We start from the raw sequence: 26046 nt of genomic DNA, 5'->3' as shown, positions 1-26046 counted from the left end.
ATTATGCCTTTAATTAACAATTAATGTTTTTACAAAACTTCATTTAACGTCTTGTATAAAATCTGAATCACATGGCATATTCCTACTAAATCCATCATCACAATAGACACCACATTCTTCTCTTGTATCTATTTGCTGTGTATCTGGATTATAATATTCTACATCTATCCTAAAAGCGGCACAATCGGTAACAACGAAAGCCATTACACCGGTAAATAGTGTTACTGTCATTAAAAAACTTGTTAGTATCTTTTTTATTTCCATTTTATCAACTTTTAGTTCAAAATTTATATTGAGATTGGGTAATCTCATGTTACGTTCCTAGCATCTAATTAGGAATGAGGGTAAATAAATTTAATTATTAATAATGTATCAAGATAATTCACTTACTGATTTTACTATCCCTTTTTCCACTCTCGTGGTGATTTTTCTGTATGATTATTGATAAACTTACTAAGGGCAATCTCATCCCGTAAACCAAGTTCAAGAGCAATTTCATAGCAACTGAGCTCATGATCTTTGTTTATCAAATCGAAGAATTTTTCTATGCGCAGTTCTATCATTTTAGCTTTAGGCCTTATACCGTAATGATTTCGGAATTTCGGGAAAAATAGGTTAAGGAGTTATAATTCATCTCATCTGCCCATTCTGTAACTGTTAAAATTTCTTTAAATCTCCTTTTAGAATTTGCAATGCCTGTTCCATTGGTTTTTTCATAAATTAAATGTATTTAAATTTATAATTTAGATGCCCAAAAGTGCCTTTCGGTATCTTCCGTTATTTATATCCTTCCAATGGATGAGTTCCCCTCACCCCAAAACGATTTAACTTCAACTGTATTTTCAGTTATTTACTTCAAGAGTAATAACCCCATGTATTGTTACAATTTATTTTAATTTTTTTTCTCATCTCCACATTCATGCTTGTGGAACGCAAATGTGAAGCTGCTACTTCGCATAGCAACTTAATTACCCAACCTCCGATAACCATCAATACTCTAAAAAATTCCGGGCGGAGGTTTTGATTCGTGCTCATCTTTCTACCCCGACAACGCTCGCTTTCGCTTGGCTTTGTCGGCGGCTATGCATCCGGCATCCCTATCGGGATTGAAACCTGTTCCCGACTTCAACCTCGCTAAAATCGCTCTGCTTCGTAGCGAATTACAGGCCCCTTTTACCTAATCATACTAATCAATTAGTTTTAATATAACAATATACTTCATGCTCCTTTCAATATTTCAAACCGCTCATTCAGGATATTGTGGTAGGCTTCCTTTTTATCATCACTCAAAAAGCTGATCTCTATCAATTTTTCCCATTCAGGAATGTTTGTGCTTATTTCTTTTTCTATTTTTGATAGCACTTTTTCATTTAACCCCATCCTCTCCTTTCCTAAATATGAAAAAAACATAGACCGCGTAAAGTTAGATTTCTTTCCCTTCAACGGAAGTGCCATTTCTTCTTTAGGATTTGAAAGAATTATGGTCGTATTCAGCAAATCGTAAGCGGGAGATAGCTGGATCTTTTGATCTCTGTGAATCAGTGAAAAATTCTTTAGGTGCATATCTTCATTTCCAGTGAGCCAACTGAATAAGGTTCTTTTAAATAGCTTCATTTTTTCTACCATGGGGAAAGTGCAGTATTCGTCAATCAGTGATATTACCTTTTCCATAGAGTAATTGTACTTGGTTTCTCGACTCATTCCCGCAACTTGAGCAAAATCTTCAACATGAATTTTCCCGGATCTCCCTACCCGGTCAAACCGCCTGATGAAATATAAAAGTGACCGGTCTTTTGCGTACACCATTCCGTGTAGCGGGACTTCAATTCCAACTGCTTTAGCCATCCGCATAGTCAAATCTTCATTTTCGGGAACCTGATCATAATTTGGCAATGGTGGTTTTAATATAAAACTACCATGCTTATCCACGATTTTAAATGTGCGATCTTTTATACTTAGCTGCGCACTAAGTTTTGGTTGAACTCCAGCTATCGACATTTTTGTCATTCTGCGCTGGGCTTCCTGAATCTGTTCTTTTTGATTGTAGGGCAAAGGATTCAATTCATTCAATGCCGGATTTAGTTTGTGCAATCCTGTTTTACTGTAACTTCCTTCTGAAATAGACTCATAAGTAATAGGGCAACGTTTCATTCCTCAACCTCTCTAACTGAAACTGCACCCACCATGTCTTCACCCACAGCTATTAGTTGTGAAAACCGATCATTTCGATCTATTTTATTAGTTCTCAAAAGAGCCTCCAGATTTATTCCTTCAGGCAGCAATCCGTCAAAAAAAGGAGGGAATTCATTGAACTCAAATTCTTCCTGCTCAACTGGCATAGTCACGGAAATTGGAGCTCCATCATAATTATCATGGTATCTAAATTGATAGCTTTTATTCATTTCCTCTTCAACCAGAAATCCGGCCAGATCTTTTTGCATAAATATTTCAGCTTTTCGCATGTTTTACCTCTTATTTACAGATTTCCATAATAGGACTATCCAGTTCGATAGAAATATTTAGAGCCTTACATACTTTTTGAAGTGTTTCAAATTGAACCGTTTCCTTGCCATGTTCAATATCGAATACAGCCGTCTTACCCACCCCTGCCAAGTCCGCTAATTGTATTTGGGTGAGATTACTTTTCTTTCGATGACATTTAATAATTAGTCCAATATCTTTCATAATTGCAATAATTACTTTTTTAACAGTTAATAGTAATATTATAAATTTTTATTAATAATAATCCAACAGAAAATAATTAATTATACTGTCACAGCAGTAAACCATCATTTTCTACAAACATTCCAAAGGATATATCTTAATAAGGTCTATAATTACTGCTGTGACGGTAATAATCATTATATTAATAACCGTTCATATGTTTTCGCACTTAACCTGAGTAATGTTACCAAGATAAATTCGAATAACCTTCACCATAAAATATACCCACCTTTCCCCTGTAAAAACTCCGTACTTTTGGTTATGCTCTAATCACATCCTAAAAAACTACTTTCCATTTTGATCATAAACAGTAACAGCTCCGGACAGATCGCCCCCATAAAACGTATTGCTGCCATCGATATCGGTACCAACTCTTTTCATGCCATCATTGTGGATATTTATTCCGATGGCAGCTTCCGCACGCTCGATAAACTGAAGGAGATGGTAGAATTAGCGAAGGGCGGAATGGGGAAACGTCTTTCTGACGGAGCTTTTAAGCGAGGCTTGTCTGCTCTGAAAAATATCAAACGGCTGGCTGATAGTTATGAATGTGAGAAAATCCTCGCCTATGCCACCAGTGCTATTCGTGAGGCTGAAAATGGCGGGGAATTCATCCAAAAAAGTATTGATGAGGCCGGTATTAAAATGCTGGCTATTCCGGGTCGGGTGGAAGCGGAGTTAATTGGACTGGCAGTACGTCACGGGGTGAAATTGACGGAGAAACCGGTGCTGATGGCTGACGTTGGGGGAGGAAGTGTTGAATTTATTCTGGGGAATGAAAAGGAGTTTTTCTACACAGCCAGTAAGAAAATCGGGGTTTCCCGAATGACCGAAATATTCAAACCCAGTGATCCAATTTCAGAAGATGACATACAAACGCTGGAAACCCATTATGAAGAAAAGCTTCGGGATGTAGCCCAGGCCTTTGCCCAACATCGAACAGATACCATCATTGGTTCTTCCGGAACCATGGAAAACATCGCCCAGATGATTGCCAACCGCAAAAATAAATCAACTGATGTAACTCTAAATGAAATGGAGTTTTCTGCTCAGGAGTTCAAGGAGTTTTATAAAGACTTCATCAAGCTCTCGAAGAAAGAATGCAGAAAAGTTTCCGGATTAGATACAAAGCGTGTTGGCTTTATTAATACCGGGGTCGTGTTACTCGATTTCCTGATTCGGAAGTTCAGTATTAAAAAGGTGAGAATTTCTTCGCAAGCTCTTCGGGAAGGAATTGTAATTCGATATCTCAAGAAGGAAATGATCGGGCTTCCCTGGACCGGGGCTTTTGCTGATCCGCGCCGTCGCAGTGTGTTTGAGTTGCTTCGAAAAACCGATTGGCACGAAACCCATTCTCGTAATGTAGCTGATATGGCGCTCACCATCTTCGACACACTGCAGGAAGAACTGGGTTTATCTGATAATGACCGGGAGCTCTTGGAATATGCCGCCTACCTTCATGATATTGGCTACTACATTTCTCACTCCAAACATCATAAGCATGCGCTTTATATCATCAGGCATTCTGACCTGAAGGGATTTAAGGAAGATGAAATTGAAATTATAGCAAATGTGGCCCGCTATCACCGTCGATCCACCCCCAAAAAACGGCATGGGGAGTATTGGAAAATGAGTCCTGATATTCGAAAGCGTATCAAAAAACTATCAGGCATTCTCAGGGTTGCTGATGGACTGGATCGAAGTCACTATCAAAATGTAAAAGATCTACAGATACATTCTGGTGAAGATGAAATCAAAATCTACATTCGCACGGAAGGAGAACCCTATCTTGAAATATGGGGAGCGGAACGGAAGTCTGAACTCTTTAAACAAGTGACGGGTAAAAAACTCAAGATTGAACGGGTGCTTGATCCGGCTTATTCTTCGTAGGTGATATAGAACAAGAAATACTCTGCCCTTTGCACCAACACCCCTCACAATTCAAAAAGGAACAGCTTTTTGAATTGATCTCCCCTCAATGGGAGACTTAACCCAGTTTGTTTCTACTCAAGTGTCTTAATTGAGTTATAAAATTCGAATTCAATTTCGGATAGTCCTCCCTTGAGGGAGGTGCCGACCGAATGGGAGGCGGTGGGTGTTATGTGGGTAAGATGTACGAATTATTTCCCTTCAATAAAAAAGCTCCGATCTTAAACGACCGGAGCAATTAATTTTTCTATAATTCTTTAGAACCAATTCTGATCCAAGCGAGACGCTTGAATCAGGTGTGGGGGAATTAGTTATGGTATAATCAGTTATGGCAAAGTTGCGTTTATTCCGGGTATTTATTCCCCAAAACTACCTGCCGGACCGGGAAATACTACCGGGCTTTCAAAGCCATCTTCAGAAACACTTGCAACACCAAAGTAATAGTTATCAATAACTACATTTTCTAAGGTATGCTCGGTCTTATCGGCAGGAACAAATACGCTTTTCTCCCATTGATTTGAATCCGTTAGTCGCCAGTAGATTTTGTAGCCGGCCAGTTGGGGATTTTCGTCAGGGTCGAGTGCTTTCCAGCTCAAGGTTGTACTGGGTCGAACAGCTCCTGAAATTTCCACTTCGGCCGGTGGACTTGGAGCCCAACTCATAGCAGCCATTGTTACCGCATTCAATCCGGTGAGTTTAGCAGCAAAATTAAATTCTACTTCACTGAGTACATCTCCATACTCAACGCCATCTTCGGTTCTGATATCCTGATGTTGGCGTACATAATCTTCATTCGTTTCCATGATTCTCACTGCCGGATACCCTTCCGCATTAAATGGACGATGGTGTCCCCCACGACCAAAACGGTCTAAGCGGTAGATCATCATCACATCCAAATTCCGGATGTAATCATCAGCCATTTTATCGATATAACGAGCTAAGTTGCGAGACGGAGAATCAACCTCTCCCCCGGTAAATCTTCGCATTCGGGCTTCTCTTTCAGTTTCAACTGCCCGGGTTCCTTCTGAAAATACACGGGCTATAGTGTTGTCAATTACCCCATTGATACCCTGTATATTTCCAATCATGTCATTATTCAAAACCCCTTTGATATCCCATTCTTGCTCTTTGGCATATTCTGCCAGAATCTGACCACCAAACAATCCTTGTTCTTCCCCGGAAAGCTGGGCGTACATAATGGAACCTTCAAATTCATACTGTGTTAAAACACGCGCCGCCTCTAAAACACCAGCAACTCCCGATGCATTGTCATTAGCACCCGGGGAAACGGACTCACCGTCCATCACATTGCTTACACGGGAATCGATATCACCACTCATCATCACAAACCGATTTGGGTCGGCTGTTCCGCGCTGAATAGCAATTACATTTACAATTTCTACCGGTTCCGGAATTCGGTTTTCACCTCCAACATAATCTCGAACGTAAAATACTTCCAGGCATCCTCCGCAGGCTTCAGAAATACGTTCAAATTCAGCTTTGAGCCAACGGCGTGCTGCTCCGATACCTTCTGTATCTGACGTTGTATCAGACAGGGTATGGCGGGTTTCAAAATTTACCAATTCTGTTATATCCGCTTCTATTCGTTCTGCTGATGGTGCTTCTCCAATATCACGAAGAATTTCCATTTGGGAGGTTTGCGCCCACCCGGTTCCCATAAAAAGAAGGCCCAAAAAGACAGAGAGTACAGTAGCTTTCATTGTTTTCATAAAGTTAGTTTTGATTGTCATTCTCGTTTAATTCCTGATCTTGCTTAATAAACTCTTCAAGATTTTGGCGAAATTTAACTTGTGCCTTCAATCCTGCCCGATGTCCTAATAGTGCTCCAAGTCCACAGGCTAAAATAACCGTAAACATAAAAGTGAGTTCAAAATCACCCAATCCTGCGTCGTATATATTTACCCAAGCCAGTGGAGGTGCAACTACCAATAATCCAAAAATGTAAGGCGCCGGGTTCACCCCCTGAAGCCTCCTCATAAATCGTCGGCCTGAAACAAATACGATATTCAGGTAAACCAAACCAAATCCCAATAAGAAAAGCGTTCCTACATAGGTAGGGTCAGCTACTTTTTTCAAAAACTCTGAAGAAAAAAGTGTGAATGCTGCTGAGACTATAAATACACCGGATGCATAAAAAATAAACCTTGGGAGATTATCCAAATCGATTTCGTTTAATAATTAACGGTTTTAGTAAGATGGGCAGAAATTCCTAAAAACAAACTCCAAATTCCAATACAACACATCTTTTAATCTTCTTTTTTTGAAGATGATTACAGATGCAGAAAATTTCCAATACCGGTTCAAGCAATTTCTATTGATTTCTCAGCCATACTTCCGGGTTTACAAACTCATCCCCTTCCCTAACTGCAAAAAACAACACTTCACCCAATTCTGATTGAGGCGTTCCGGAATTTCCAACTATATCGCCTTCTTGCAACACAGTACCCATTTCCACATTGATGCTGCTCAGGTTGCCATACAATGTGTAGTAAGCTCCATGTCTTACTACCACTACATTTCCATAGCCGAGGATAGGTAAAATTCTGATCACATATCCCGGTGAAATAGCTCTTACAGGGGCTTCTGCATCTGCCACAATATCAATTCCGGGATGTTCGGTATTGGTGCCATACAGCGGATTTCGAACCCGGCCGAACTGCTTAGCTACCGTTGTGCTGTTAACCGGCCAGGGAAGCAATCCCTTAGACTGTGAAAATGCTTCTTCATAGGTGAGCAAAACCTCATCACTTACAAAATTTTCGCGCGTCACCGGACTGGCGTTTTCTTCGGCCCGGAGTCTTTCTTCCTCCTCAATCAGTTCTGCAAAACTGCTTTCAAGATTTTCTCTTTGCTCGCGGGTTTTTCGAAGTTCTTCCAGGTATTCGCTTCGTTCCTGTTTAATTTGTTCTACCGTTTGCTCCTGTTGTTGCCGCTGATCGCCCAGCTCCTGTTTTTCATCCCGAATTTCAGAGAGCAGCTCCCGATTTCGCTGATAACTGTTTTCCAAGTTGGCTTTAACCTGGTCAAGGTCTTTCTTGGCACGACGGATAATTTCAGCTTGTTTATTTTTTTGTTCTTCAAACCGGCGGAGATAATTGGCTCGTACCAACATCTGGTTGATGGATTCAGAAGTCAGCAGTAATTCAAGATTCCCTTTTCTCCCATTTTTATAGGCATACAATATAATATTCCGATAATTCTCGATAAGCTGCTCAAGTTCTAATTCCCGTAATTCAATCTCTTTTTCGGTGAGCTCTATTTCAGCCTGAATTTGTTGTTGTTCATCTTCCAGGTTTTGAATTTTATCATCCTGAAGGGCAATGAGATTATTAAAAGACTGTAGTTGCTGAAAAGAATTATCAAAGCGTTTCTCAGCATTATTAATTCGCTCTTGGTAATTCCGAATTCTGGCTTCAAGCACGTTGATTTCTGCCCGGGTATTTTCTTGCCGCTTTAAGAGCTCTTCCCTTTTTTGCTCATAGCTTTGAGCCGTAACATCTACACTCATCAACAAAATGAGGAGAAAACCGATACTTGCCTTCATAAAATTGCTAAAGCTCATAACCGCTGAATTTTAATGTTATCCGGAATATCTATTGAGAATGAACCGAGGGAGGGATTAATTTCTAAACTACGAACCAAAAATACCACCCTTGACCGTTCATCTGCACTGAATATCGTTATTTTTCGGGGCAATGTGAATCCTTCCAGTTCACCATAGCTTTCATATACTATTTTTGAGTAAGGAGCCTCACCGGAAGATGATTGAATTACCTGTCTCACTGTGCCCTCGGACTTATCTGTATAAACCCGGGCTCCGTTTTTCAAACGAAACTGATATAAATTATTGCTTTCATACAACTCTGACACATCAGCTGCCTCAATTTTATAATTAACCAAATCAAGAATATTGATAGAGGCTAATTCATTCAATCTGGTCATTCGCCCGTCATAGATAGAAATTTTTTGTGCCTCTTTATCCATGCGATTATATATCAGGATAGAGTCTTCCTCAACCAACATTTGCCCGCCTTCAATACCAATTCTATTCTGAATGGTGAGTAAACTCAGCTCTTTGTTTGCTTTAAAATCGATAGTGACACGGTCGCTGTTGCCCGGCTCGCTAACCAATGCCCGTCCCTTTCCAGATAAAGTATTCAGTTGGTCCTTATAATTTGGAACTGAATTTATAAAGGTTTCTATATCAGAATTACTTTTACTGAAATCTCCCTCTATGGATGCCGTGCGTGTAGTGCTACAAGCGGATACCAACATCGCGGCACCTGTAATTAAACAGAGAAATAAACGGGATCTTAAATTCACACTAATTAATTTTTTCTTGTAGATGAGTTCGGTCCGGATCTTTTTCTAATGCCTGTTGCCACCATTCCCGGGCTTGTTCCATATCCCCAAGTTGTTCATACACATCCCCCATATGCTCCAGCACTTCTGCACTTGCAACTCCTGTATCGATGGATGCCTTTATGAAGCGTTGCGCCCGGTCGTAATCACCCAATTTAAAATACACCCAACCGACGGTATCTAAGTAAGATGCGTTTTCAGGCGCAACTTCAATGGCTTTTAAAGCAAGCTCCTTAGCCCTTTCCAAATTTTCGCCCCTTACTGACAGATTGTATGCATAATTATTCATTGCATTGTCATTGTCAGGATCATACCGAAGCGCAAGTTCATAGGATTCATCTGAGCTTTGGTGCTCACCCAGATTTGAACGGACATCTCCGAGTGTGCTATATATGGCTGATTTAAACGGTCGACGCGCCGGAGCTCGACTCGCATTTTCAAGCCATCTTTCAGCCTCCTGATTGTTCTCCAAAAGCATATATGCGCTGCCTACAAAAAACTGTATAAAGGCATCATCAGGAACCCGCTCATGCGCTTGACTTCCTACCTCAGTTACTTCCTCATATCTCTCTTGCTGTAATAAAAGCTGGAGTCGTTGTCGCCAGGCCATTTCATCCTGAGGCAGTAATTGATTGGCCTGCTCCAGGTTTTCAAGGGCTTTTTCGGGTTGAGCCGTTTGGGAATAATATTGTCCTGCTAACGTAAAAGCGGGGCCAAAATCCTGCTCGGTGGCAGTAAAAGCATCAAGGACTCTTTCCGTTTCAACTTTGAGGTGTATGTTTTGATCCTGCTCCTGAACACGAGAATACAAGAACCGTGCAATATTCATTTTTTCCTCAGCTGCATTAAGAGGATCAGAAACAAAATCGGTTAGTAACGTTCCGGCACTGTCCCATTTTTGTTCATCCAGGTAAATACCAGCGAGGTTAATCAGCGACTGTGGATCCCGGGCATTTCTTTCCAAGGCATCATTTAGCGTTTCTTTGGCCTCAGCCGTTTTCCCCGAGCGAGCATAATACTGTCCCAGTAAATTCAGCATTTCCAAATTATCAGGGTCTATTTCACGAATTCTTTCAAGCTGAACGATGGCTGAATCGGGGAGATTTAACGCTTCATAATTTCTGAATTTTTGCATCAATACAGCCGAATCTCCTCCTCTAAGCCTGAGAATTTTGTCGAGGATCTCATTCGATCTCACAAATTCACCATAACTTTTGTAGGTATCCGCCAGCATGTATAACACGTCAAAATCGTTGGGGTGATATTCAAGCAAGGTATTCAGCTCATCTAAAGTTGCCTCATTTCGCCCGGCTTGCCTGTAGATGTGTGCCAGTTTTAGCCGATACCATTTATTTTCGGGATCTTTATCCACTGCTTGTTTCCCATAGAGTGCAGCACTGGGTAGATTATTCATCTCCAAATACGTATCTGCAAGAGCAAAATTAACGCCGGCCGCATCAGGCAGATTATTTTTTGCCTGTAATAAAAGCTCTTCCGCTCGTTCGTATTCTCCGCTTTCAAAAGCTTCAAGCCCTTGGATATACGCTGATTTTCCGGTTAGCTCTTCATCGGACTGTACCTGGGCAACTGCTGACAATCCAACCGATAGCAGAGCAATTGTAAATAATATGTGTTTGAAATATTTCATGGGATTTATCACAACGCTAAGTATAACAGGAAAGTGTCATTTTTTCTCAATTCATTATTTATTTACAGTGAATTTGAGATCAAAACTTTTTTTCACTTAATATCTAGCTGAAGCACTGTTATTTTTAACTGGTAAGAAAATAATGTCTCCTTATCACCGATATGGAGCCGGTAAAATTTAGGGGCTGAGGGGATTCAGGAAAGAATTGAAATACGTATTTCAAAATTAGAAAAAGATTTCTCACGCTTCTAAAAGTTTCTCTATTTCAACTTTAAGCTCTTTTAAATTTTCTTGTATAACCTTCCATAGTATTTGATAATCTACACCAAAATAGCCGTGGATTACTCTGTTTCTAACTGAAATTATTTTGTGCCATGGAACAGCTTCATTTTTATCTCTAAAATCTTGAGGTAATTGATTAGCAGCTTCGCCAAGAATTTCAAAATTTCGAACTACTGCATCCAAAGTTTTTGAATCTTCAAGAAAGGCGGGAAGATCTAAATTTTTTGTGTAGGCCTCAATCTTGTCAATAGCTTCAATCATGTCTGTTAACAACAGTTTTATGTTCCGTTTAGACATGCACTAATTCATTTTCAATTTCTTTAAGATATTTTTGCTTAACTCCATGCTTGGAAACCAGATCCACTTTTGCCGTTAAAAGCTCTTCAAGCTCGTCAGCCAAATCTATGAATTCAATTCCTACCGGATTGCTAAATTCAACCAAAATATCAATATCACTATCTGAATTATATTCTTCACGGCTATAGGAACCAAACAAAGAAAGAGTCTGAATTGGATATTTTTTCTTCAATTCAGGAAGTGCTTCTCTTAATGCATTTTGTATTGATTCTTTGGTTTTCATACACTGAATATAAATATTTTAACCAATATTTCACTAAGAACAAATGAATCAACTTTACTTCACCGCCCTCATCCCTCCTGCACCTCTGAAAGATAATATTCAGGAATTAAAACTGGAAATCAGGAATAAATTTGGCAGTAAACACTCGCTGAATGCTCCACCTCACATCACTCTGCTAAGTCCCTTTCGTTGTGAAAAGAAAAACAGAGATACGTTGAATTCACTGCTTAAAAATTTCGTACAAAAGTTGGAACCGCTCGAAGTTACTTTTGATGATTTTTCTACCTTCCCGCCAAAAGTCGTTTTTATTGATGTAGTGAAATCACCGGAGCTCACAGAAATACAATCCAAACTTGAAAAAGTAGCGCGCTCCAATCCCGATATTTTCAATTACAATTATGATGAACGGCCATATCATCCTCATTTAACGCTAGCTTTCAAAGACTTGGATAAAAGTACGTTCTACGATATTTGGAATAAATTTAAGGACCAAGAATTTCAAAAGAGCTTTGAGGCCAGCCAACTATATCTTTTAAAACACAATGGCGAACGCTGGGTTGTAGCCAATATATTCAAGCTCGATGCTGCCAATTAGCTTTAGATGGCAACTGAAGGTGTGAAATTCTCATCTACTTTATTCACTATTTCATCACCGATGGCAAGCCCGGCTGTGGCTGCAGGACTCGGAGCATTCAACACATGAATCTGACGATCAGCCACTTCAAAATAAAAGTCATCCAGGATTTCACCGTTAGGTTGCAGTGCCATTGCCCGAATGCCGGATGGAGATACCTCAAGATGTTCTTCACGAATTTCAGGGATCAGTTTTTGAAGTCCTTTAACAAACGCTTTTTTAGAAAAGGAGCGTCGGTATTCATCCAGTCCCATGCGCCAGTGTTCTCTGGCCATTTTCCAGAATCCTGGGAAATTGAAGGTCTCTGTAGTTTCCTTCAAATTAAACGACACCTTTTTATAGCCTTCTCGCTTAAAGGCAAAAACGGCATTGGGCCCGCATTCAATTCCCCCCAACGCCATGCGGGTAAAATGCACGCCCAAAAATGGAAATTCAGGATTGGGCAAGGGATAGATCAGATCATTCACTAAATACTCGGCTTCCGGCTTAAGCTGATAGTACTCTCCTTTGAAGGGCACAATTTTAACCGGGGAATATACACCGGCAAATTTAGCTACATGATCAGAATACAGGCCTGCACAATTCACTAAATATTGAGATTTAACTTTGCCTGAACCGGCTTCAATCTGTAAATATTCTCCTTTGTTACTGATGTTATTCACCTCACTGTTAAATTGGACGGTGCCATTGCCTTGTTCCAGTAAATGCATCATTACACGGCACATACCTACATAATCTACAATACCGGAGCACGGCACATGGATAGCGGCAACACCATCAACGTGGGGTTCTAACTCTTTCAGTCGTTCGTGTCCAATTAGTTCGATTCCTTCGATTTTATTTTGTAAACCCCTTTCAAATATTTCTTTGAGTTTTGGAACTTCAGATTCATCGGAAGCCACGATTACTTTGCCGCAAACTTCCATGGCTACATCGTGCTTTTTGCAAAAATCGACGAGTTGGTGACGGCCATCCACACAGTTTTTGGCTTTGTAGCTGCCGGGTTTGTAGTAAATACCCGAATGAATAACACCTGAGTTTTTCCCTGTTTGATGAGCGGCTACCCGGTCTTCTTTTTCAAGAATAAGGATCTTTGCTTCCGGATATTTGAGAGATAATTTATAAGCTGTTGAGAGGCCAACGATACCAGCCCCAATAATAGTGAAATCGTACATCATGAGGGCAAAGATATGATTTATAACAATAAAAAAAGAGCCCCTGATTAATCAGGGGCTCTTTAAAATTAATATTTAACTGATGTTCATCAGTTATTATTCTCGAAGTTGGTTTCACTTGTCGGACGTTCTAATTGAGTAAATACTGTACCGTATCTCGCATCAATCTCGTCCAGTCGATCATACCTTCTGGCATCTATCCAACGATGTCCTCCTTCTGCCCAGAGGGAATAACGCCGCTCAAATAACACCTGATCAATAACTTCTTGGGTATTATTTAGACTTACAGAAGGCAAACCCCATGTATTTCTAATCAGGTTAACAGCTGCTTCTGCATCAGCTATATCTGTTCCTTGATTTCTTTGAGCCAACGCCTCTGCATATATAAGAATTAACTCTTCATTTCTTAAATATGGAATTGACGATGTGTTTGTCGCCCATCGAGCATCTTGGTATGAAGCATCTTCCGGAACATTTGCATTTGAAACCGGTACAGCACGCTCGTAGAATTTATTTGCAACACGCTGATCACCGGCTTCAGCATCATCAATCATAGATGGATGTACAACCATAATCTGATTTGTATTGGCATCAAGCGGCTCATAAAGCGGGTTGAATGCATCAGGGGGATTACCGTAAACATGGTAAACTCCTGTATTCATGCTGGCCTCACCTGCAGTTAATTCCATAAAGGAATTATTCAAGGCATCTAATGCACCGTCCCAGTCTTCAGCATAAATAGAAGTACGGGCTTTGATAGCTCGATTTACTTCAATAAGGCCGTCAACTGAATCAAAGCCATACTCACCAAACCCATCCGTTAAACTGAATGGGAGAGTGGAAGAAGCATTATTCAAATCACTGTGTGCTTCATCTAATAAAGCAAGGATCTCTGTTAGAGCATCATCATAACTGAGGAAAGGACCTGGATTCAAGGGTTCATCAACATCAAAACGTATTCCATTTTGGTACTGACCATGAAGTGGAATCAAGTATTGGAATGCTTTGATAGTTTTTGCAAATCCAAGTATTGCACTCTTTTCTGCTTCAGTAATACTGGATGTATTTTCTGTTGCACCAATAAGTAAATTGGCTTGTTTTATTGCCTGATAAGGCGTGTTATAAACACCCCCTGATGCAAAAAAGTTAGGATAAGGAGTTATGCCTTCCTGTCCCAACCAGTCAATAGTAAATCGTGGGTCTGATTCAAAAAATGCCCAAACCTCGCGACCAAATGAACCATAGAGTAGAGTAGCATTAGACACATACCCTCGATGGCGTGATTCCAGTCCCGTGATCATGTTTTGCAATTCACCTCTGGAGGCATCTTGCAATACACCGGCTACAGAAGGATTATTGGGGTCTACAACCTCATCTACCTCTGTCAAATTACATCCTGTTACCATAAAAACTGATAACAGTACAAATACTGTACTATGTAAATATATTTTAATCTTATTCATGATAATCATTCTTAAAAGTCGAGATTTATATGGAAGAATACTCTTCTGGAGTTAGGGTAAGGGGTAACCTCTACCGATTGTGCTATTGGTTGTGCACCAAAGTTTGACACTTCAGGATCGTAACTGGTGTAATCGGTTATTACAAACAAGTTACTACCAGAAACACCCAATCTGATTCTCTCCACATTTAGAAGACCATCCACTACATCAGCTGGTACTGTATAGTATAAACCAACTTCTCTAAGTTTTAGAAACGTTGCGTCTTCTACAAAACGACTTGGGTTGAATGGCCCTCTATCGAGACCATTAGGTGTGCCATCGCCGTCATCATCATCACTCCAGTCAGGAGTATTTCCTCCACCATCAAGCAAGAAGCTTGTTAAATTAATATTATCTGCGCCCTTACTGTATTGGAATAAGAAACTCAAGTCGAAGTTGCTCATAAAGTTAAGTTCATTATACCATGACATTTGGTAATCCGGTTGCGCATTGCCATAAAAAGTCAGCCCTGGATCTTGCGGGTTTCCAACGATGGTTGTCGGTGAAAAACCTTCACGGATCAGATATTGACCTAATGAAAGACCAAATCCACCTGTCTCAAAAGAAGGAATATCCAAGCGAGTGATCTCTGAATCATTTTTCCAATACATCAATTTCGTCATCCAGGATAAATTTGATGACCTTACAGGTGAGGAAGTAAGCGTAAGTTCCCATCCCTTATTTTCTAAGTCTGCTGCATTCGTAGCTATAGCACTTATACCAGTAGAAGCTGGTGGACTTTGATCAAGGATCAGATCACGCACTTCTTTTATATAATATGTTGCCTCTAATCCAATTTTACCTTCAAAAGCACTAATATCTGCACCAAACTCTATCTCACTTGCGGTCTCTGGCTTTAGGTTGGGATCAATTGCTCTTGTTGAGATAACAGAACCAAGATTCCCACCTATATTTACACCTCCAAGTGCTTCAAAAGTTGAACCGAAGGATGCTTTTCCACCGGTTTCACCGTAAGCTGTCCTCAGCTTAAACTGATCGATTTGATCGATACTCCAAAAATCAAAGTTGGTCAGGTTTGCTGCTAATGAAGCTTTTGGAAATGCATAAAATTCGTTTTGATTAGCATTTAGCGTTGATTTATCAAAACGAACACCTACAGTACCGATCAACTTGTCTTCCCAGTTGATCTCTTCCTGAGCAACCAGCCCAATTTCAGACACTTCTTGAAATCTTTGCCCAAATACGGACTGTACCTGAGCCTGATTCAAGTTTGTCTGCCCTGGAGCTAAACCTCTACCTCTATTCAACAGGCGGTTAGATTCCTCATAAATACGAGTGTATCCTAACTGGGTATTAAAATTGAATCCGGCCAAGTCAATATTGTGAACAAGAAAAGCTTGAAGGTTCAAGTTGAAGTTATCTTGCTTACCATGAATCACATCACCAGGAGTTGCACTTGCCTGTTGTGATTGAAACCATTCAGGAAAATAAACTTCAGAGTTTGCATTCAAATAATCAAAACCAACTTGAGTATTGAATGTCAGGAAGCTATTCTCATCAGAATATAACTGTGCTTCAAGATTTAAGTTTTGCAGAAACCTGTTTACTAACTGGTTGTTCACAGCATGGTCCACAATTGCGTAAGGGTTTTCTGCAAAATATGGGTTGTTAGGGTAATTACCATTTTCATCAGGTCTTAGGTCATAGTAACTAGGCACATAAGCAATATTATACCCAATACTACCACCGGTTCCATTCTGGTTACCGGTAAACCCTCTGTCAGAATCAGTTCTAATATAATTCGAGGAAGATGAAATTGATATATTATTATTAATTGAATGATCAATATTCAAACGAATATTATTTCTATCAAATCCAGTTCTCTTGATAATGCCTTCTTCACTCTGAATACCAGCACTTAAGTAAAATTGAGTACGCTCATTACCACCTGATGCACTAATTTGGGTATTCGTGAGCAACCCAGTTTCACCATACATTTCTTCCTCATAATCTAAAAGATTTCCATTTTGGCGAAATAATGCCAACTCGGTATCTAACCTGTTACCACTATAAAGAAGGTTTATTTTTTCTTCTGTCCATTTATCAAAGCCCAACAGATTTCTGACTTTAGCAAACCCGACATCTTGTTTGATACTTACACGAGTTTCACCGGCCTGCCCTCTTTTGGTAGTGATAATAATTACACCTGCATTCGCACGACTACCATAGATAGCAGCGGCAGAAGGTCCTTTTAGAACTTCAATCGATTCTATATCCTCAGGGTTAAGGTCAGATACACGACTAGCAACCCCATCCTGACTTGAGCCACCTGCGCCACTTACTGATGACCTACCAGTTGATATAACAGAGTTATCAACATATATACCATCAATTACATAAAGTGGCTGTGAAGAACCGGCACCAAGTGTAGATATACCGCGTAGCTGAACATTACTACCACCACCGGGAGCACCACTACTTGATACAATATTCACTCCAGATAATTTACCTGAAAGAGCACCGTCAACAGATTGAGTTACGGAAATGCCTGCCAGCTCCTCAGCTGATACCGTACCTACGGCGTTAGCAAGGTTACTTCGTTTTATATTGGAAGCAAGACCTGAAACAACGATCTCTTCAAGGTTTGCCAAGTCGGTTCGAAGCTCCACATCTAAGGTAACTTCTTCTCCGTTTGACCCTGATACTTCAATATTTTTGGTGACGAATCCAACTGAAGAAAACCGCAAGGTGGTTGTCCCTGCAGGTAGCTCCAGTGAATACTCGCCATCAATTCCCGTAGATGTACCGCTGTTAGTTTCAGCATCAAAAATGGTAACACCTACTAATACATCTCCGGTCGAGGCTTCTGTCACCGTACCGGTTACTGTGTACTGAGCTATTGCAATCTGTGTACTAAAAAATATCACAGAAAAAACAGCCAGCAATTTCGAATAGTAGCTTTTTCTCATAGTATTATGATTTTGGTTAATCTTTAATTTTAATAAGAATTTAATTTATCACAGATTCACCTGTTCTAAACATTAATCCAATATTAATAAACAAAAAAATTATTTAACAAACTATTCCAAGAGCATTCCATTTTTTAATGACTCTATTTTGCATCAAGAAAAAATATTCATCAGGAATCTGGGCTCTACATTATCAGAACTATATTGTATCTTTGAGTGTTATTTTTTGACCAAGTTAATTTCAACTATACACCTTTTTATGAAACATGCCTTTTTTGTCGTATCAGTAATAATAATTATGGCAGTTACAGCCTGTTCTTCTGAACGTCAAAATCCCAGGGAGCTCACCGAAACTGAACAGAATATTGACCAAGCTATCTGGAATGCTGAGTTTGAAACCTTGGATGGAGAAACTTTAAAAGTTGAAGACCTCGAGGGTAAAGTCGTACTTGTTGATTTTTGGGAAACCTGGTGTGGTCCTTGTTTACAAGTCTTTCCGGCCATGGATTCACTTCAGAATGAATACCCGGACGACTTTGTTGTAGTTGCCGTAAATTTAAATAATTCTGATACCCGTGAAGACGTCCAAAATTTCATGAATAATCAAGATTACGATTTTGAGTATGTATTGGACACAAATAAAGTTGGAGATGAAGTCATTACTCTCGGAATTCCTTTTAAAGTATTTTTAGACCCACAAGGTTATTTGATTAAAGCGGAGCTCGGTTTAACCGGAAATGACTATCAAGACACCAAAGAAATTATAGAACAAAACAAAACATCATAATTCATTATGCCTGAAGTAAAAGAAGAGAAACTACCTTATAAAGTAAAAGATATTTCGTTGGCCCATTATGGTCGGCAGGAAATCGACTTAGCTGAAGCCGAGATGCCCGGCTTGATGGCCATCCGAGAAGAATACAAAGACGAGCAGCCGCTTAAAGGTGCCCGTATTGCCGGATGTTTGCACATGACCATCCAAACTGCGGTACTTATTGAAACGCTGATCGAGCTTGGAGCCGATGTAACCTGGTCGTCTTGTAATATTTATTCCACCCAAGATCATGCCGCAGCTGCTATGGCTGAAGCCGGCGTTCCGGTGTATGCCTGGAAGGGAATGAACGAAGAAGAATTTAACTGGGCCATTGAGCAAACCCTATTCTTCCCTGACGGACAGCCACTAAATATGATTTTAGATGACGGTGGCGACCTCACCAATATGGTACTTGACGAATATCCAGAGCTCATTGATGGCATCAACGGCATTTCTGAAGAAACCACCACCGGTGTACTTCGCCTGATTGAACGTGAGCGTAAAGGTACGTTGACCCTCCCCGCTATCAACGTGAACGATTCTGTTACCAAATCAAAGTTTGATAATAAATATGGTTGCCGTGAATCTGCAGCCGATGCTATTCGTCGTGCCACCGATGTAATGATGGCAGGCAAAGTAGCTGTTGTAGCCGGATACGGAGATGTAGGAAAAGGAACAGCCGCTTCATTAAGTGGTGCAGGAGCCCGGATTATTGTCACCGAGATTGACCCTATTTGTGCACTACAGGCCGCAATGGATGGCTATGAAGTTAAAACTATGGACAGCGCCGTTGAGGAAGGAGATATCTTTGTAACCGCAACCGGTAACAAAGACATCATCAAAGACCGCCACTTCCTGAAGATGAAAGACAAAGCCATCGTTGGAAATATTGGTCACTTTGATAATGAGATTGATGTAGCCTGGCTGAAAGAGCATTCTGAAGAAGAAAACATTAAGCCACAGGTTGATTTGTTTACCATTGAAGAAACGGGCAGACAAGTAGTACTGCTTTCACAAGGAAGATTGATGAACCTCGGTAATGCAACCGGACATCCATCTTTTGTAATGAGCAACAGCTTCACCAACCAAACGCTGGCACAAATTGCACTTTGGAATCGTCCGGAAGAATTTGAGCCGGGTGTGCATGTACTGCCAAAATCACTGGATGAGAAAGTGGCTCGTCTGCACCTTTCAAAGATTGGTGTTGAATTGGAAACTCTTACAAAAGAGCAAGCCGAATATATCGGTGTACCGATTAAAGGGCCTTATAAATCTGATCAGTACCGGTATTAATAAAATTTAAACAATTAAGGTTTTCACACCTGTAGATGTTAAGTAAGTGAAGTCTCCCCTTGAGGGGAGATAAATCAGTCAGTTGTTCCTGACTGATTTTGAGGGGTGTTGGTGTCAAGGAAAGTGTAGAGTGATACAACTCAGAATCTAAGGTATTGGGAATAGTAAGAGAGGTGTTGCCCTTAGCACCAACACCCACCGCCAGACTTCGCATCCGCTCAGCCCGGCACCTCCCTCAAGGGAGGACATTTCCGTTTTATTTTAAAAAAAACTAGTAGCTGTCATCGAATGATCTAACATCTACAAGGATGACAATTAGTGGATAGTATTAATTTACAAGTGTAAAAAAACCGTCCGGTGAAATAAATCACCGGATGGCTTGTGAAAAATGTTGATCCCGCATTATTCAGTTAGTGCGGGATTTTTTATTACTCTTCGTCATCGCTAAAATGTTCCACGGCTTCATCCAGTGTGCGGAAGTGATTGAAAACTTTAATAAGCTGTGTTACCATCAACAAGCTTTCGATTTTTTTGTCAGCCTGGCAAATAACCATTTCACCACCTGCATTTTTCATGGTTGTCATCCCGCCAATTAAAATTCCAAGTCCGGATGAGTTCATGAACTTTACTTTTCCGAGATCTACAATTACCTCTTTCTTTCCTTCATCAATAAATTTGTGGAGCTGGTCTCTGAATTCTTCCGCATCAGGACCTCCCATAACATTACCTTTAAGACTGATAATTACACAATTGTACCGTTCCGAAACATTGTAGTTCATAATAATAGCTGTTTGGTTAAAAAGGGTGTTCCATTAATACAATTTTCTGCTTTAAAATCCAGTCCTATCGTATTTTGATATGAAAAATATTGTGTTAGTTTAAGATATTTATTAAAAGTTATGGGTTTGATTTGTCTTTAGTGATTTCTCTTCTAATGAAAAGCCATACTAACTTTAATAACTAATTAACGGGTACTGTATTTCTGGTTTGATGTAATATTCAGGCAATCATTGTTTTACAGATTTTCTCCCTTAATCAAAATTGTATAGTTAATTACATCTGATATCGGATTATTCGGTGTAGAATACTTGAGGCCTATGAAAACAGCTAAGCTGGATTACACAAATTCAAGCACACTGATTATTGGACTTCTGTTATTATCTATTGTGGCTTTTTGGCAAAGCTATTACCTCTTATTTTTTGAGAGTTCATTTTATGTCCACTTTCACGCCTTTACGGCCATTTTTTGGTTTGCTCTACTGATTGTGCAGCCGTATCTCATAAAAAAACGTCTGTTGGACCTGCATCGCACCTTGGGGAAAATTTCATATTCCATAGCCGGCTTGGTTATTATCAGTATCTTACTGTTGGCACATAATAAGATCTCAACAGCATCAGAATCTTTATTTTCACTGCGCACCTATGTGCTTTACTTGCAACTCTCTCTCGCTTTTGTTTTTGCTTTCACCTACGGGTTTGCCATCTATTATCGCAAAAAAAAACCGTTCATGCCCGATTGATGATAGCTACTTCATTTACCTTCATCGACCCGATCCTGGCCCGGTTTATCGGGATGATTGCACCCGAGCTTCAAATTAGCAATCAGTGGATAACGTTCGGGTTTATCAATGTGATCCTGATAGCTTTATCCATTATTGACCGTAATAATAGAAAAGCCAAATGGGTATATCCCAGCTTACTACTGCTTTATTTAATTATTGAAATCCCCATTTATTTTGATCTTACGGGCTTAAACTGGTGGCAATCTTTTGCGGATTGGTTTGCATCAATTTGAAACTAAACAGTTAATCACATGAACTTTTATTTGTCCCTCTTCCAACCTTTTAAATAACCTAAAATTTCTATGCTCCGCTTCTTCCGAAATATGCTATTTGAACCACAGATTAACCGGATTTTCGGATTAACACGGATTCAGGTATTGCTGAAATCAGCGAGATCCTTTAATCCCAATAATCCGCAGTTCCAACACCGAACATTTCCTTAATGGTGTTTGGGCTGAGGTAATTGCTTTCAGTTATTAGTTATTCCTTCCCGGCGTATATGGGGCTCCTGCAGCAGCCAGCTCTTCTTCAAACGCGGATACCATATCAAAAAATGATTCCGTAGTAGTTAAGTATTCATCAAATTGAGCCTTGGCAATTTCCAATTGTCTTCGGCTGGTTTCTGTGGGTGCTTGTGTAGTGGACCATCCACTTCTCGCCATCCATATTCTTGACATCATTGACGGTGCCGAAGCTTCATTCCATGCTCCTCGGGTTCGGTCTCCTGACAAGGCTTCTTGTATATCAGCAAGTTCACTTTCAAGTTCTTTCAAACCTTCAAATAGCGCAGGTTCAGCAGAACTGGCTTGCTTTATTGCCTCCCTCATATAACTAAGTTTGTTACTGACTTCGCCCAACTTTCTGCTCTCTACAATCATTTGTCGATATATATCACTGGTGGTTTTATTAAATGCTGCCACAGCTTCGAAATTGGCATTTCCTTCCACTGCGGGTGTGGGCTTTACTACGAATTCCTGTACTGCTCCTTGTGATTGGAGGTCTCCATTATCCAGAATAAACAGTTCTACGGAATAAGTGCCAGGTGCAGCCATAGGACCTTCCGGTGAACCGGCCCAAGGGGGCTGAAAGTCGGGCGTTGACAGTGAAATAGCATTAGGCGCCGGATATCTCAGGTCCCATGTTATACGGTGCAAGCCTGTTGCAGTATTACCCTGCAGCCATCTAACCGCATTATTTTCATCATCCCTGATAAGCAATAGTACGCTTGGGGCATTTTCTTCGGATTCTTCCGACAATGTATCCCAGCCCGGAAATGGAATATCTTCTCCCTCAGCTTCAAGGGCTTGTTCCGTTTCACGGCGTTGTTGTTTCGCTGTTTGAGGAACATCGTCAATATAATAGGTTATCATCGCCCCGAATTCAGGATTGGGAGTATGGAAATTCATTGAACCCTGAGATGGCATTCCCTTCGCCTGCATAGGAATATTGGGCACATACCACCAAGCATCCCTTACCTGGAAAATAGTATTCGAATCCAGGTTGTCCCGCATACCTCTCAATGAAGAATAGTCATCCAAAATGTAAATCCCACGACCAAAGGTGCCTCCTACTAAATCATGATCTCGTTCATGAAGTTCAATATCCCGAAAAGCGATAGTTGGTACTCCCCTCGTAAACTTGATCCAATTTTCGCCCTTATTTGGAGAGACATACATCCCGTTTTCTGCCCCAATGAACAACAGGTTTTCATCGATATGATCTTGCTTAATAGACCAGACGATTACGCCGTCAGGTAAATCACCGGAAATGGATTTCCATGAATTACCGGCATTGGTGCTCATAAAAATATATGGAGAATAGTCTCCCAGTTTATGGGCATCCGCTACAGCAAAAACGGTTTCTTCATTGAACTTCGAGGCTTCTACATCGTTAATAAAAGAACGCTCCGGCACACCCGGCAGGGCATCGGCTTGATTCCAGCTTTCCCCATCATCTTTACTTACGTGAATTAATCCATCATCCGAACCGGTGTACAGCAAACCCGCTTGAATTGGCGACTCAGAAATGGCTGTTAACGTAGCATATAATGACATGGCCCCATTATCATAAAGCGCGTCCACACTTGGCACACGGTCTATCATTTCCAGGGTATAGCGATTGGTGTTGGTGGTAAGATCTTCACTTATAGCTTCCCAAGAATCACCCTGATCCGTGCTTTTCCAAAGTCGCTGTGATCCAAAATATAGCGTATGGTTATCGTGCGGACTTATTATAACCGGACTGTCCCAGTTATATCGTTCCGGTGGATCGTTGGGTTCGGGACGAGGTTTGATGCTTATAATTTCTTCTGTTTTGCGATCAAGTCGATACAATTCACCGCCCTGAATTTCCATATATACGATATCTGGGTTTTCAGGATCAAAAGCAGCATCATAGCCATCTGCTCCTAAGGGAACGTACCAATCCTGATTTCGCACTCCCGCCGTATTTGTCGTTCTTGACGGGCCGATAAGTGTTCCTAAATCCTGGGCTCCGGCCACTACATTATAGAAGGGCTCCGCATTATCGATGGCGATTTTGTAGAATTGAGCAATAGGTAGATTTGGGAAAAACTTCCAAGTAGTCCCTTCATCAAAAGATTCGTACAGACCGCCATCGGAACCGGCGATAAGATGTTTCCCATTTTCCGGATCAATCCAAAGTGCATGGTTATCGCTGTGCTTTTCCCGCCCGTTACCCAGGTAATCGAAAGTAGCTCCGCCATTTCGGGTTACATGGATGAAAACATCATTCTGATATACCAAATTCGGATCTGTTTGAGAAGCTACAATTTCCTGATAATAATGAGGGCCGGTACCTCCCGATAAATAACTGTTTCGTTTTTCCCAGCTCTCCCCTTTATCGGCTGAACGATAAAAGCCTCTTTCCCCGACACCGGCTTCAATAGTTGCGTACACGATCTGTGGATCTGCGGCAGTCACAGCCAGCCCAATCTTACCCATGTCGCCGCTCGGTAGTCCATTCGTCACTTCTTTCCATGTTTCGCCATGATCAACCGATTTGTAAATACCTGAACCGGGTCCGCCCGCCATGAAAGACCACGTTTTCCTTCTTCTTTCATATGTAGCGGCATAAAGCACTTCCGGATTCGAAGGATCAAATACGACATCCGTCACCCCCGTATGTTCATCGATGGTAAGTACTGCTTCCCAACTTTCTCCGCCATCCATGGATTTATACAATCCCCTTTGTCCACCTTCAGACCAGAGCGGTCCCTCAGCTGCCACAAAAATCATATCACTGTTCTCCGGGTTCACCAGTATCTTCCCGATATGCTCTGACCCTTCCAATCCCATATGTTGCCAGCTGTTCCCGGCATCCAAACTTTTATACACCCCATCGCCCCAGGCTACATGGCGACCACTCACATTTTCACCGGTACCCACCCAAACCACACTTGGATTGTTGGGATCTAAGGTAACCGTTCCTATTGAATAGGATACCTGATCATCAAAAACGGTATTCCATGTAGTCCCACTGTTGTTCGTTTTCCAGAGGTTTCCCGAGCCTACCGCTACATACCACTCACTTTTGTCTTCAGGATTAACCGCAATATCTGCAATTCGCCCACCCATAACGGCAGGACCAATACTTCGCAATTCTAAATTGCTTACGGCTTTTTTGAAGGTGTTTATATCAGTTTGACCTAAAACATCAACGGTCAGAAATAGAAAGAGAGCAAAGAATGAAAGTAAATACGGTGTTTTATGATGACGCATGGCAAGAACTCAATTAAAATTGACCCTTAAAGTAGTAAATAAAATGAGATTTTAAAGACGTTTTATGGACTTATAAAACTGAAATACCCTCAGGTGATAACTCGGATGTTGATATCAAGCATTGTGCTTTTTAGCTATATTCGATCTACTAGTCTATATGTATAAAGTTAATGTTCCGTATCTACCGTTACATACCATGTAAGCTTTGTGGCACGAAAATAATCTCCTTGAAAGATTCCTCGCGAAGCATTCTAATAATGAGCTCGATAAACTGATCCGAAGCCTGATTGTGGATGTACTGAAATTTATGGGCAAAGCGGACCAATCGGATGATATTACCATTCTCTCGGTGAGCTATAACGGAAATTTAAAAGCATCCTTTGTTTTATGTCGGGTAATTTAGCCGGTAAAAATAATTGCCCTGCGACACATAAGTTCTTATCTTTGATGCTCTCAATTTTTTTGCACCCGTAGCTCAACTGGATAGAGTACCTGACTACGAATCAGGCGGTTGGAGGTTCGAATCCCCCCGGGTGTACTTACCTGTTTTTACAACAACTTAGAGGGTCTTAATTGACCCTCTTTTTTTGTTTAAAAAAACCTTCGGGGGAGTCTCGGGGGAATGAAATACATTCCTCTATGCCCTAAATGCACATCTTAAATATACCTTTTTCCTCATCTTTTTTTAAATAATTGTGCTCACCTTTATAAAAACTATAAATAAAAAACGATTCTACATTCCTGATTAAACACTCAAAATGCAATGGGATAACAATGTTAATGTTTCTCCAAGGATTTTTCTTCAACGTCGCTTGCTGAAAAACTAATATACTTCGGGGCTTTACACGAC

At 40.6% G+C, this 26046-nt stretch carries 23 protein-coding genes and 1 tRNA gene; 7 read left to right on the top strand and 17 right to left on the bottom strand.

What is annotated here, in order from left to right:
* Nucleotides 1–39: 39 nt before the first annotated feature.
* From RI561_RS05140 to RI561_RS05125, 4 genes are all read right to left on the bottom strand, one after another.
* Nucleotides 40–312, bottom strand: a complete 273-nt coding sequence (locus RI561_RS05140) for a hypothetical protein (protein WP_395079154.1) — start codon at nt 310–312, stop codon at nt 40–42.
* A 906-nt stretch (nt 313–1218) separates the two neighbouring features.
* Complete coding sequence (locus RI561_RS05135) at nt 1219–2151, bottom strand: HipA domain-containing protein (RefSeq protein ID WP_395079153.1); 933 nt, start codon at nt 2149–2151, stop codon at nt 1219–1221.
* On the bottom strand, nt 2148–2462 hold the full coding sequence (locus tag RI561_RS05130; protein WP_395079152.1) for a HipA N-terminal domain-containing protein: 315 nt from the start codon (nt 2460–2462) through the stop codon (nt 2148–2150). Before RI561_RS05130 ends, RI561_RS05135 begins: the two co-directional genes overlap by 4 nt.
* A 10-nt stretch (nt 2463–2472) precedes the next feature.
* Nucleotides 2473–2685, bottom strand: coding sequence for a helix-turn-helix domain-containing protein (locus RI561_RS05125; protein ID WP_395079151.1), 213 nt, complete (start codon nt 2683–2685; stop codon nt 2473–2475).
* Nucleotides 2686–3021: 336 nt separating this feature from the next.
* Between RI561_RS05125 and RI561_RS05120 the strand changes: the two genes are divergently transcribed.
* A complete protein-coding gene (locus RI561_RS05120) occupies nt 3022–4614 on the top strand; it encodes an HD domain-containing protein (RefSeq protein ID WP_395079150.1) in 1593 nt (530 codons plus the stop codon).
* Between the two features lie 395 nt (nt 4615–5009).
* On the opposite strand, the gene RI561_RS05115 is transcribed toward RI561_RS05120, so the two are convergent.
* From RI561_RS05115 to RI561_RS05085, 7 genes are all read right to left on the bottom strand, one after another.
* Nucleotides 5010–6383, bottom strand: coding sequence for a M28 family metallopeptidase (locus RI561_RS05115; RefSeq protein WP_395079149.1), 1374 nt, complete (start codon nt 6381–6383; stop codon nt 5010–5012).
* A 4-nt stretch (nt 6384–6387) separates the two neighbouring features.
* Complete coding sequence (locus tag RI561_RS05110; protein WP_395079148.1) at nt 6388–6834, bottom strand: hypothetical protein; 447 nt, start codon at nt 6832–6834, stop codon at nt 6388–6390.
* 151 nt (nt 6835–6985) lie between these two features.
* Nucleotides 6986–8236: a murein hydrolase activator EnvC family protein gene (locus RI561_RS05105; protein WP_395079147.1), complete on the bottom strand. Its 1251-nt coding sequence runs from the start codon at nt 8234–8236 to the stop codon at nt 6986–6988.
* Nucleotides 8233–8997, bottom strand: a complete 765-nt coding sequence (locus tag RI561_RS05100) for a DUF4292 domain-containing protein (RefSeq protein WP_395079146.1) — start codon at nt 8995–8997, stop codon at nt 8233–8235. Before RI561_RS05100 ends, RI561_RS05105 begins: the two co-directional genes overlap by 4 nt.
* Nucleotide 8998: 1 nt before the next feature.
* Nucleotides 8999–10684 carry a tetratricopeptide repeat protein gene (locus RI561_RS05095; protein WP_395079145.1) on the bottom strand — a complete coding sequence of 562 codons (1686 nt, stop codon included), beginning with the start codon at nt 10682–10684 and terminating at the stop codon, nt 8999–9001.
* A gap of 240 nt (nt 10685–10924) precedes the next feature.
* Nucleotides 10925–11263: a DUF86 domain-containing protein gene (locus tag RI561_RS05090; protein WP_395079144.1), complete on the bottom strand. Its 339-nt coding sequence runs from the start codon at nt 11261–11263 to the stop codon at nt 10925–10927.
* Complete coding sequence (locus RI561_RS05085; RefSeq protein ID WP_395079143.1) at nt 11256–11546, bottom strand: nucleotidyltransferase family protein; 291 nt, start codon at nt 11544–11546, stop codon at nt 11256–11258. Before RI561_RS05085 ends, RI561_RS05090 begins: the two co-directional genes overlap by 8 nt.
* Nucleotides 11547–11589: 43 nt before the next feature.
* Between RI561_RS05085 and RI561_RS05080 the strand changes: the two genes are divergently transcribed.
* On the top strand, nt 11590–12141 hold the full coding sequence (locus RI561_RS05080; protein WP_395079142.1) for a 2'-5' RNA ligase family protein: 552 nt from the start codon (nt 11590–11592) through the stop codon (nt 12139–12141).
* Between the two features lie 2 nt (nt 12142–12143).
* Here the strand turns inward: RI561_RS05080 and lhgO are convergent, their stop codons facing one another.
* The 3 genes from lhgO to RI561_RS05065 all read right to left on the bottom strand — a co-directional run bounded on the left by lhgO (nt 12144) and on the right by RI561_RS05065 (nt 17787).
* Nucleotides 12144–13355: an L-2-hydroxyglutarate oxidase gene (gene lhgO, locus RI561_RS05075; protein ID WP_395079210.1), complete on the bottom strand. Its 1212-nt coding sequence runs from the start codon at nt 13353–13355 to the stop codon at nt 12144–12146.
* 89 nt (nt 13356–13444) lie between these two features.
* On the bottom strand, nt 13445–14818 hold the full coding sequence (locus RI561_RS05070; protein ID WP_395079141.1) for a RagB/SusD family nutrient uptake outer membrane protein: 1374 nt from the start codon (nt 14816–14818) through the stop codon (nt 13445–13447).
* 11 nt (nt 14819–14829) lie between these two features.
* Complete coding sequence (locus RI561_RS05065; RefSeq protein WP_395079140.1) at nt 14830–17787, bottom strand: SusC/RagA family TonB-linked outer membrane protein; 2958 nt, start codon at nt 17785–17787, stop codon at nt 14830–14832.
* A gap of 298 nt (nt 17788–18085) precedes the next feature.
* On the opposite strand from RI561_RS05065, the gene RI561_RS05060 reads away from it, so the two are divergent.
* A complete protein-coding gene (locus RI561_RS05060; protein ID WP_395079139.1) occupies nt 18086–18574 on the top strand; it encodes a TlpA family protein disulfide reductase in 489 nt (162 codons plus the stop codon).
* A 6-nt stretch (nt 18575–18580) separates the two neighbouring features.
* The gene (gene ahcY, locus RI561_RS05055) at nt 18581–19894 is read left to right on the top strand and encodes an adenosylhomocysteinase (protein ID WP_395079138.1); all 1314 of its coding nucleotides are present in this window, start codon (nt 18581–18583) and stop codon (nt 19892–19894) included.
* A gap of 428 nt (nt 19895–20322) precedes the next feature.
* Here the strand turns inward: ahcY and RI561_RS05050 are convergent, their stop codons facing one another.
* On the bottom strand, nt 20323–20673 hold the full coding sequence (locus RI561_RS05050) for an STAS domain-containing protein (protein ID WP_395079137.1): 351 nt from the start codon (nt 20671–20673) through the stop codon (nt 20323–20325).
* 318 nt (nt 20674–20991) lie between these two features.
* On the opposite strand from RI561_RS05050, the gene RI561_RS05045 reads away from it, so the two are divergent.
* Nucleotides 20992–21414, top strand: a complete 423-nt coding sequence (locus RI561_RS05045) for a hypothetical protein (protein ID WP_395079136.1) — start codon at nt 20992–20994, stop codon at nt 21412–21414.
* Complete coding sequence (locus RI561_RS05040; protein ID WP_395079135.1) at nt 21414–21689, top strand: hypothetical protein; 276 nt, start codon at nt 21414–21416, stop codon at nt 21687–21689. Before RI561_RS05045 ends, RI561_RS05040 begins: the two co-directional genes overlap by 1 nt.
* Before the next feature lie 243 nt (nt 21690–21932).
* Here the strand turns inward: RI561_RS05040 and RI561_RS05035 are convergent, their stop codons facing one another.
* Nucleotides 21933–25196, bottom strand: coding sequence for a WD40/YVTN/BNR-like repeat-containing protein (locus RI561_RS05035; RefSeq protein ID WP_395079134.1), 3264 nt, complete (start codon nt 25194–25196; stop codon nt 21933–21935).
* A 464-nt stretch (nt 25197–25660) separates the two neighbouring features.
* On the opposite strand from RI561_RS05035, the gene RI561_RS05030 reads away from it, so the two are divergent.
* A tRNA-Arg gene (locus RI561_RS05030) sits at nt 25661–25734 on the top strand.
* A 106-nt stretch (nt 25735–25840) separates the two neighbouring features.
* Here the strand turns inward: RI561_RS05030 and RI561_RS05025 are convergent.
* Nucleotides 25841–26046, bottom strand: a 206-nt coding sequence (locus RI561_RS05025; RefSeq protein ID WP_395079133.1) for a hypothetical protein, incomplete at its 5' end; no start/stop codon positions are given.

The sequence above is a fragment of the Gracilimonas sp. genome, assembly GCF_031581265.1.
GTDB lineage: Bacteria > Bacteroidota > Rhodothermia > Balneolales > Balneolaceae > Gracilimonas.
The sequence above is the reverse complement of the archived record's forward strand: the minus strand, read 5'-3'. Positions and strand labels throughout refer to the sequence as shown.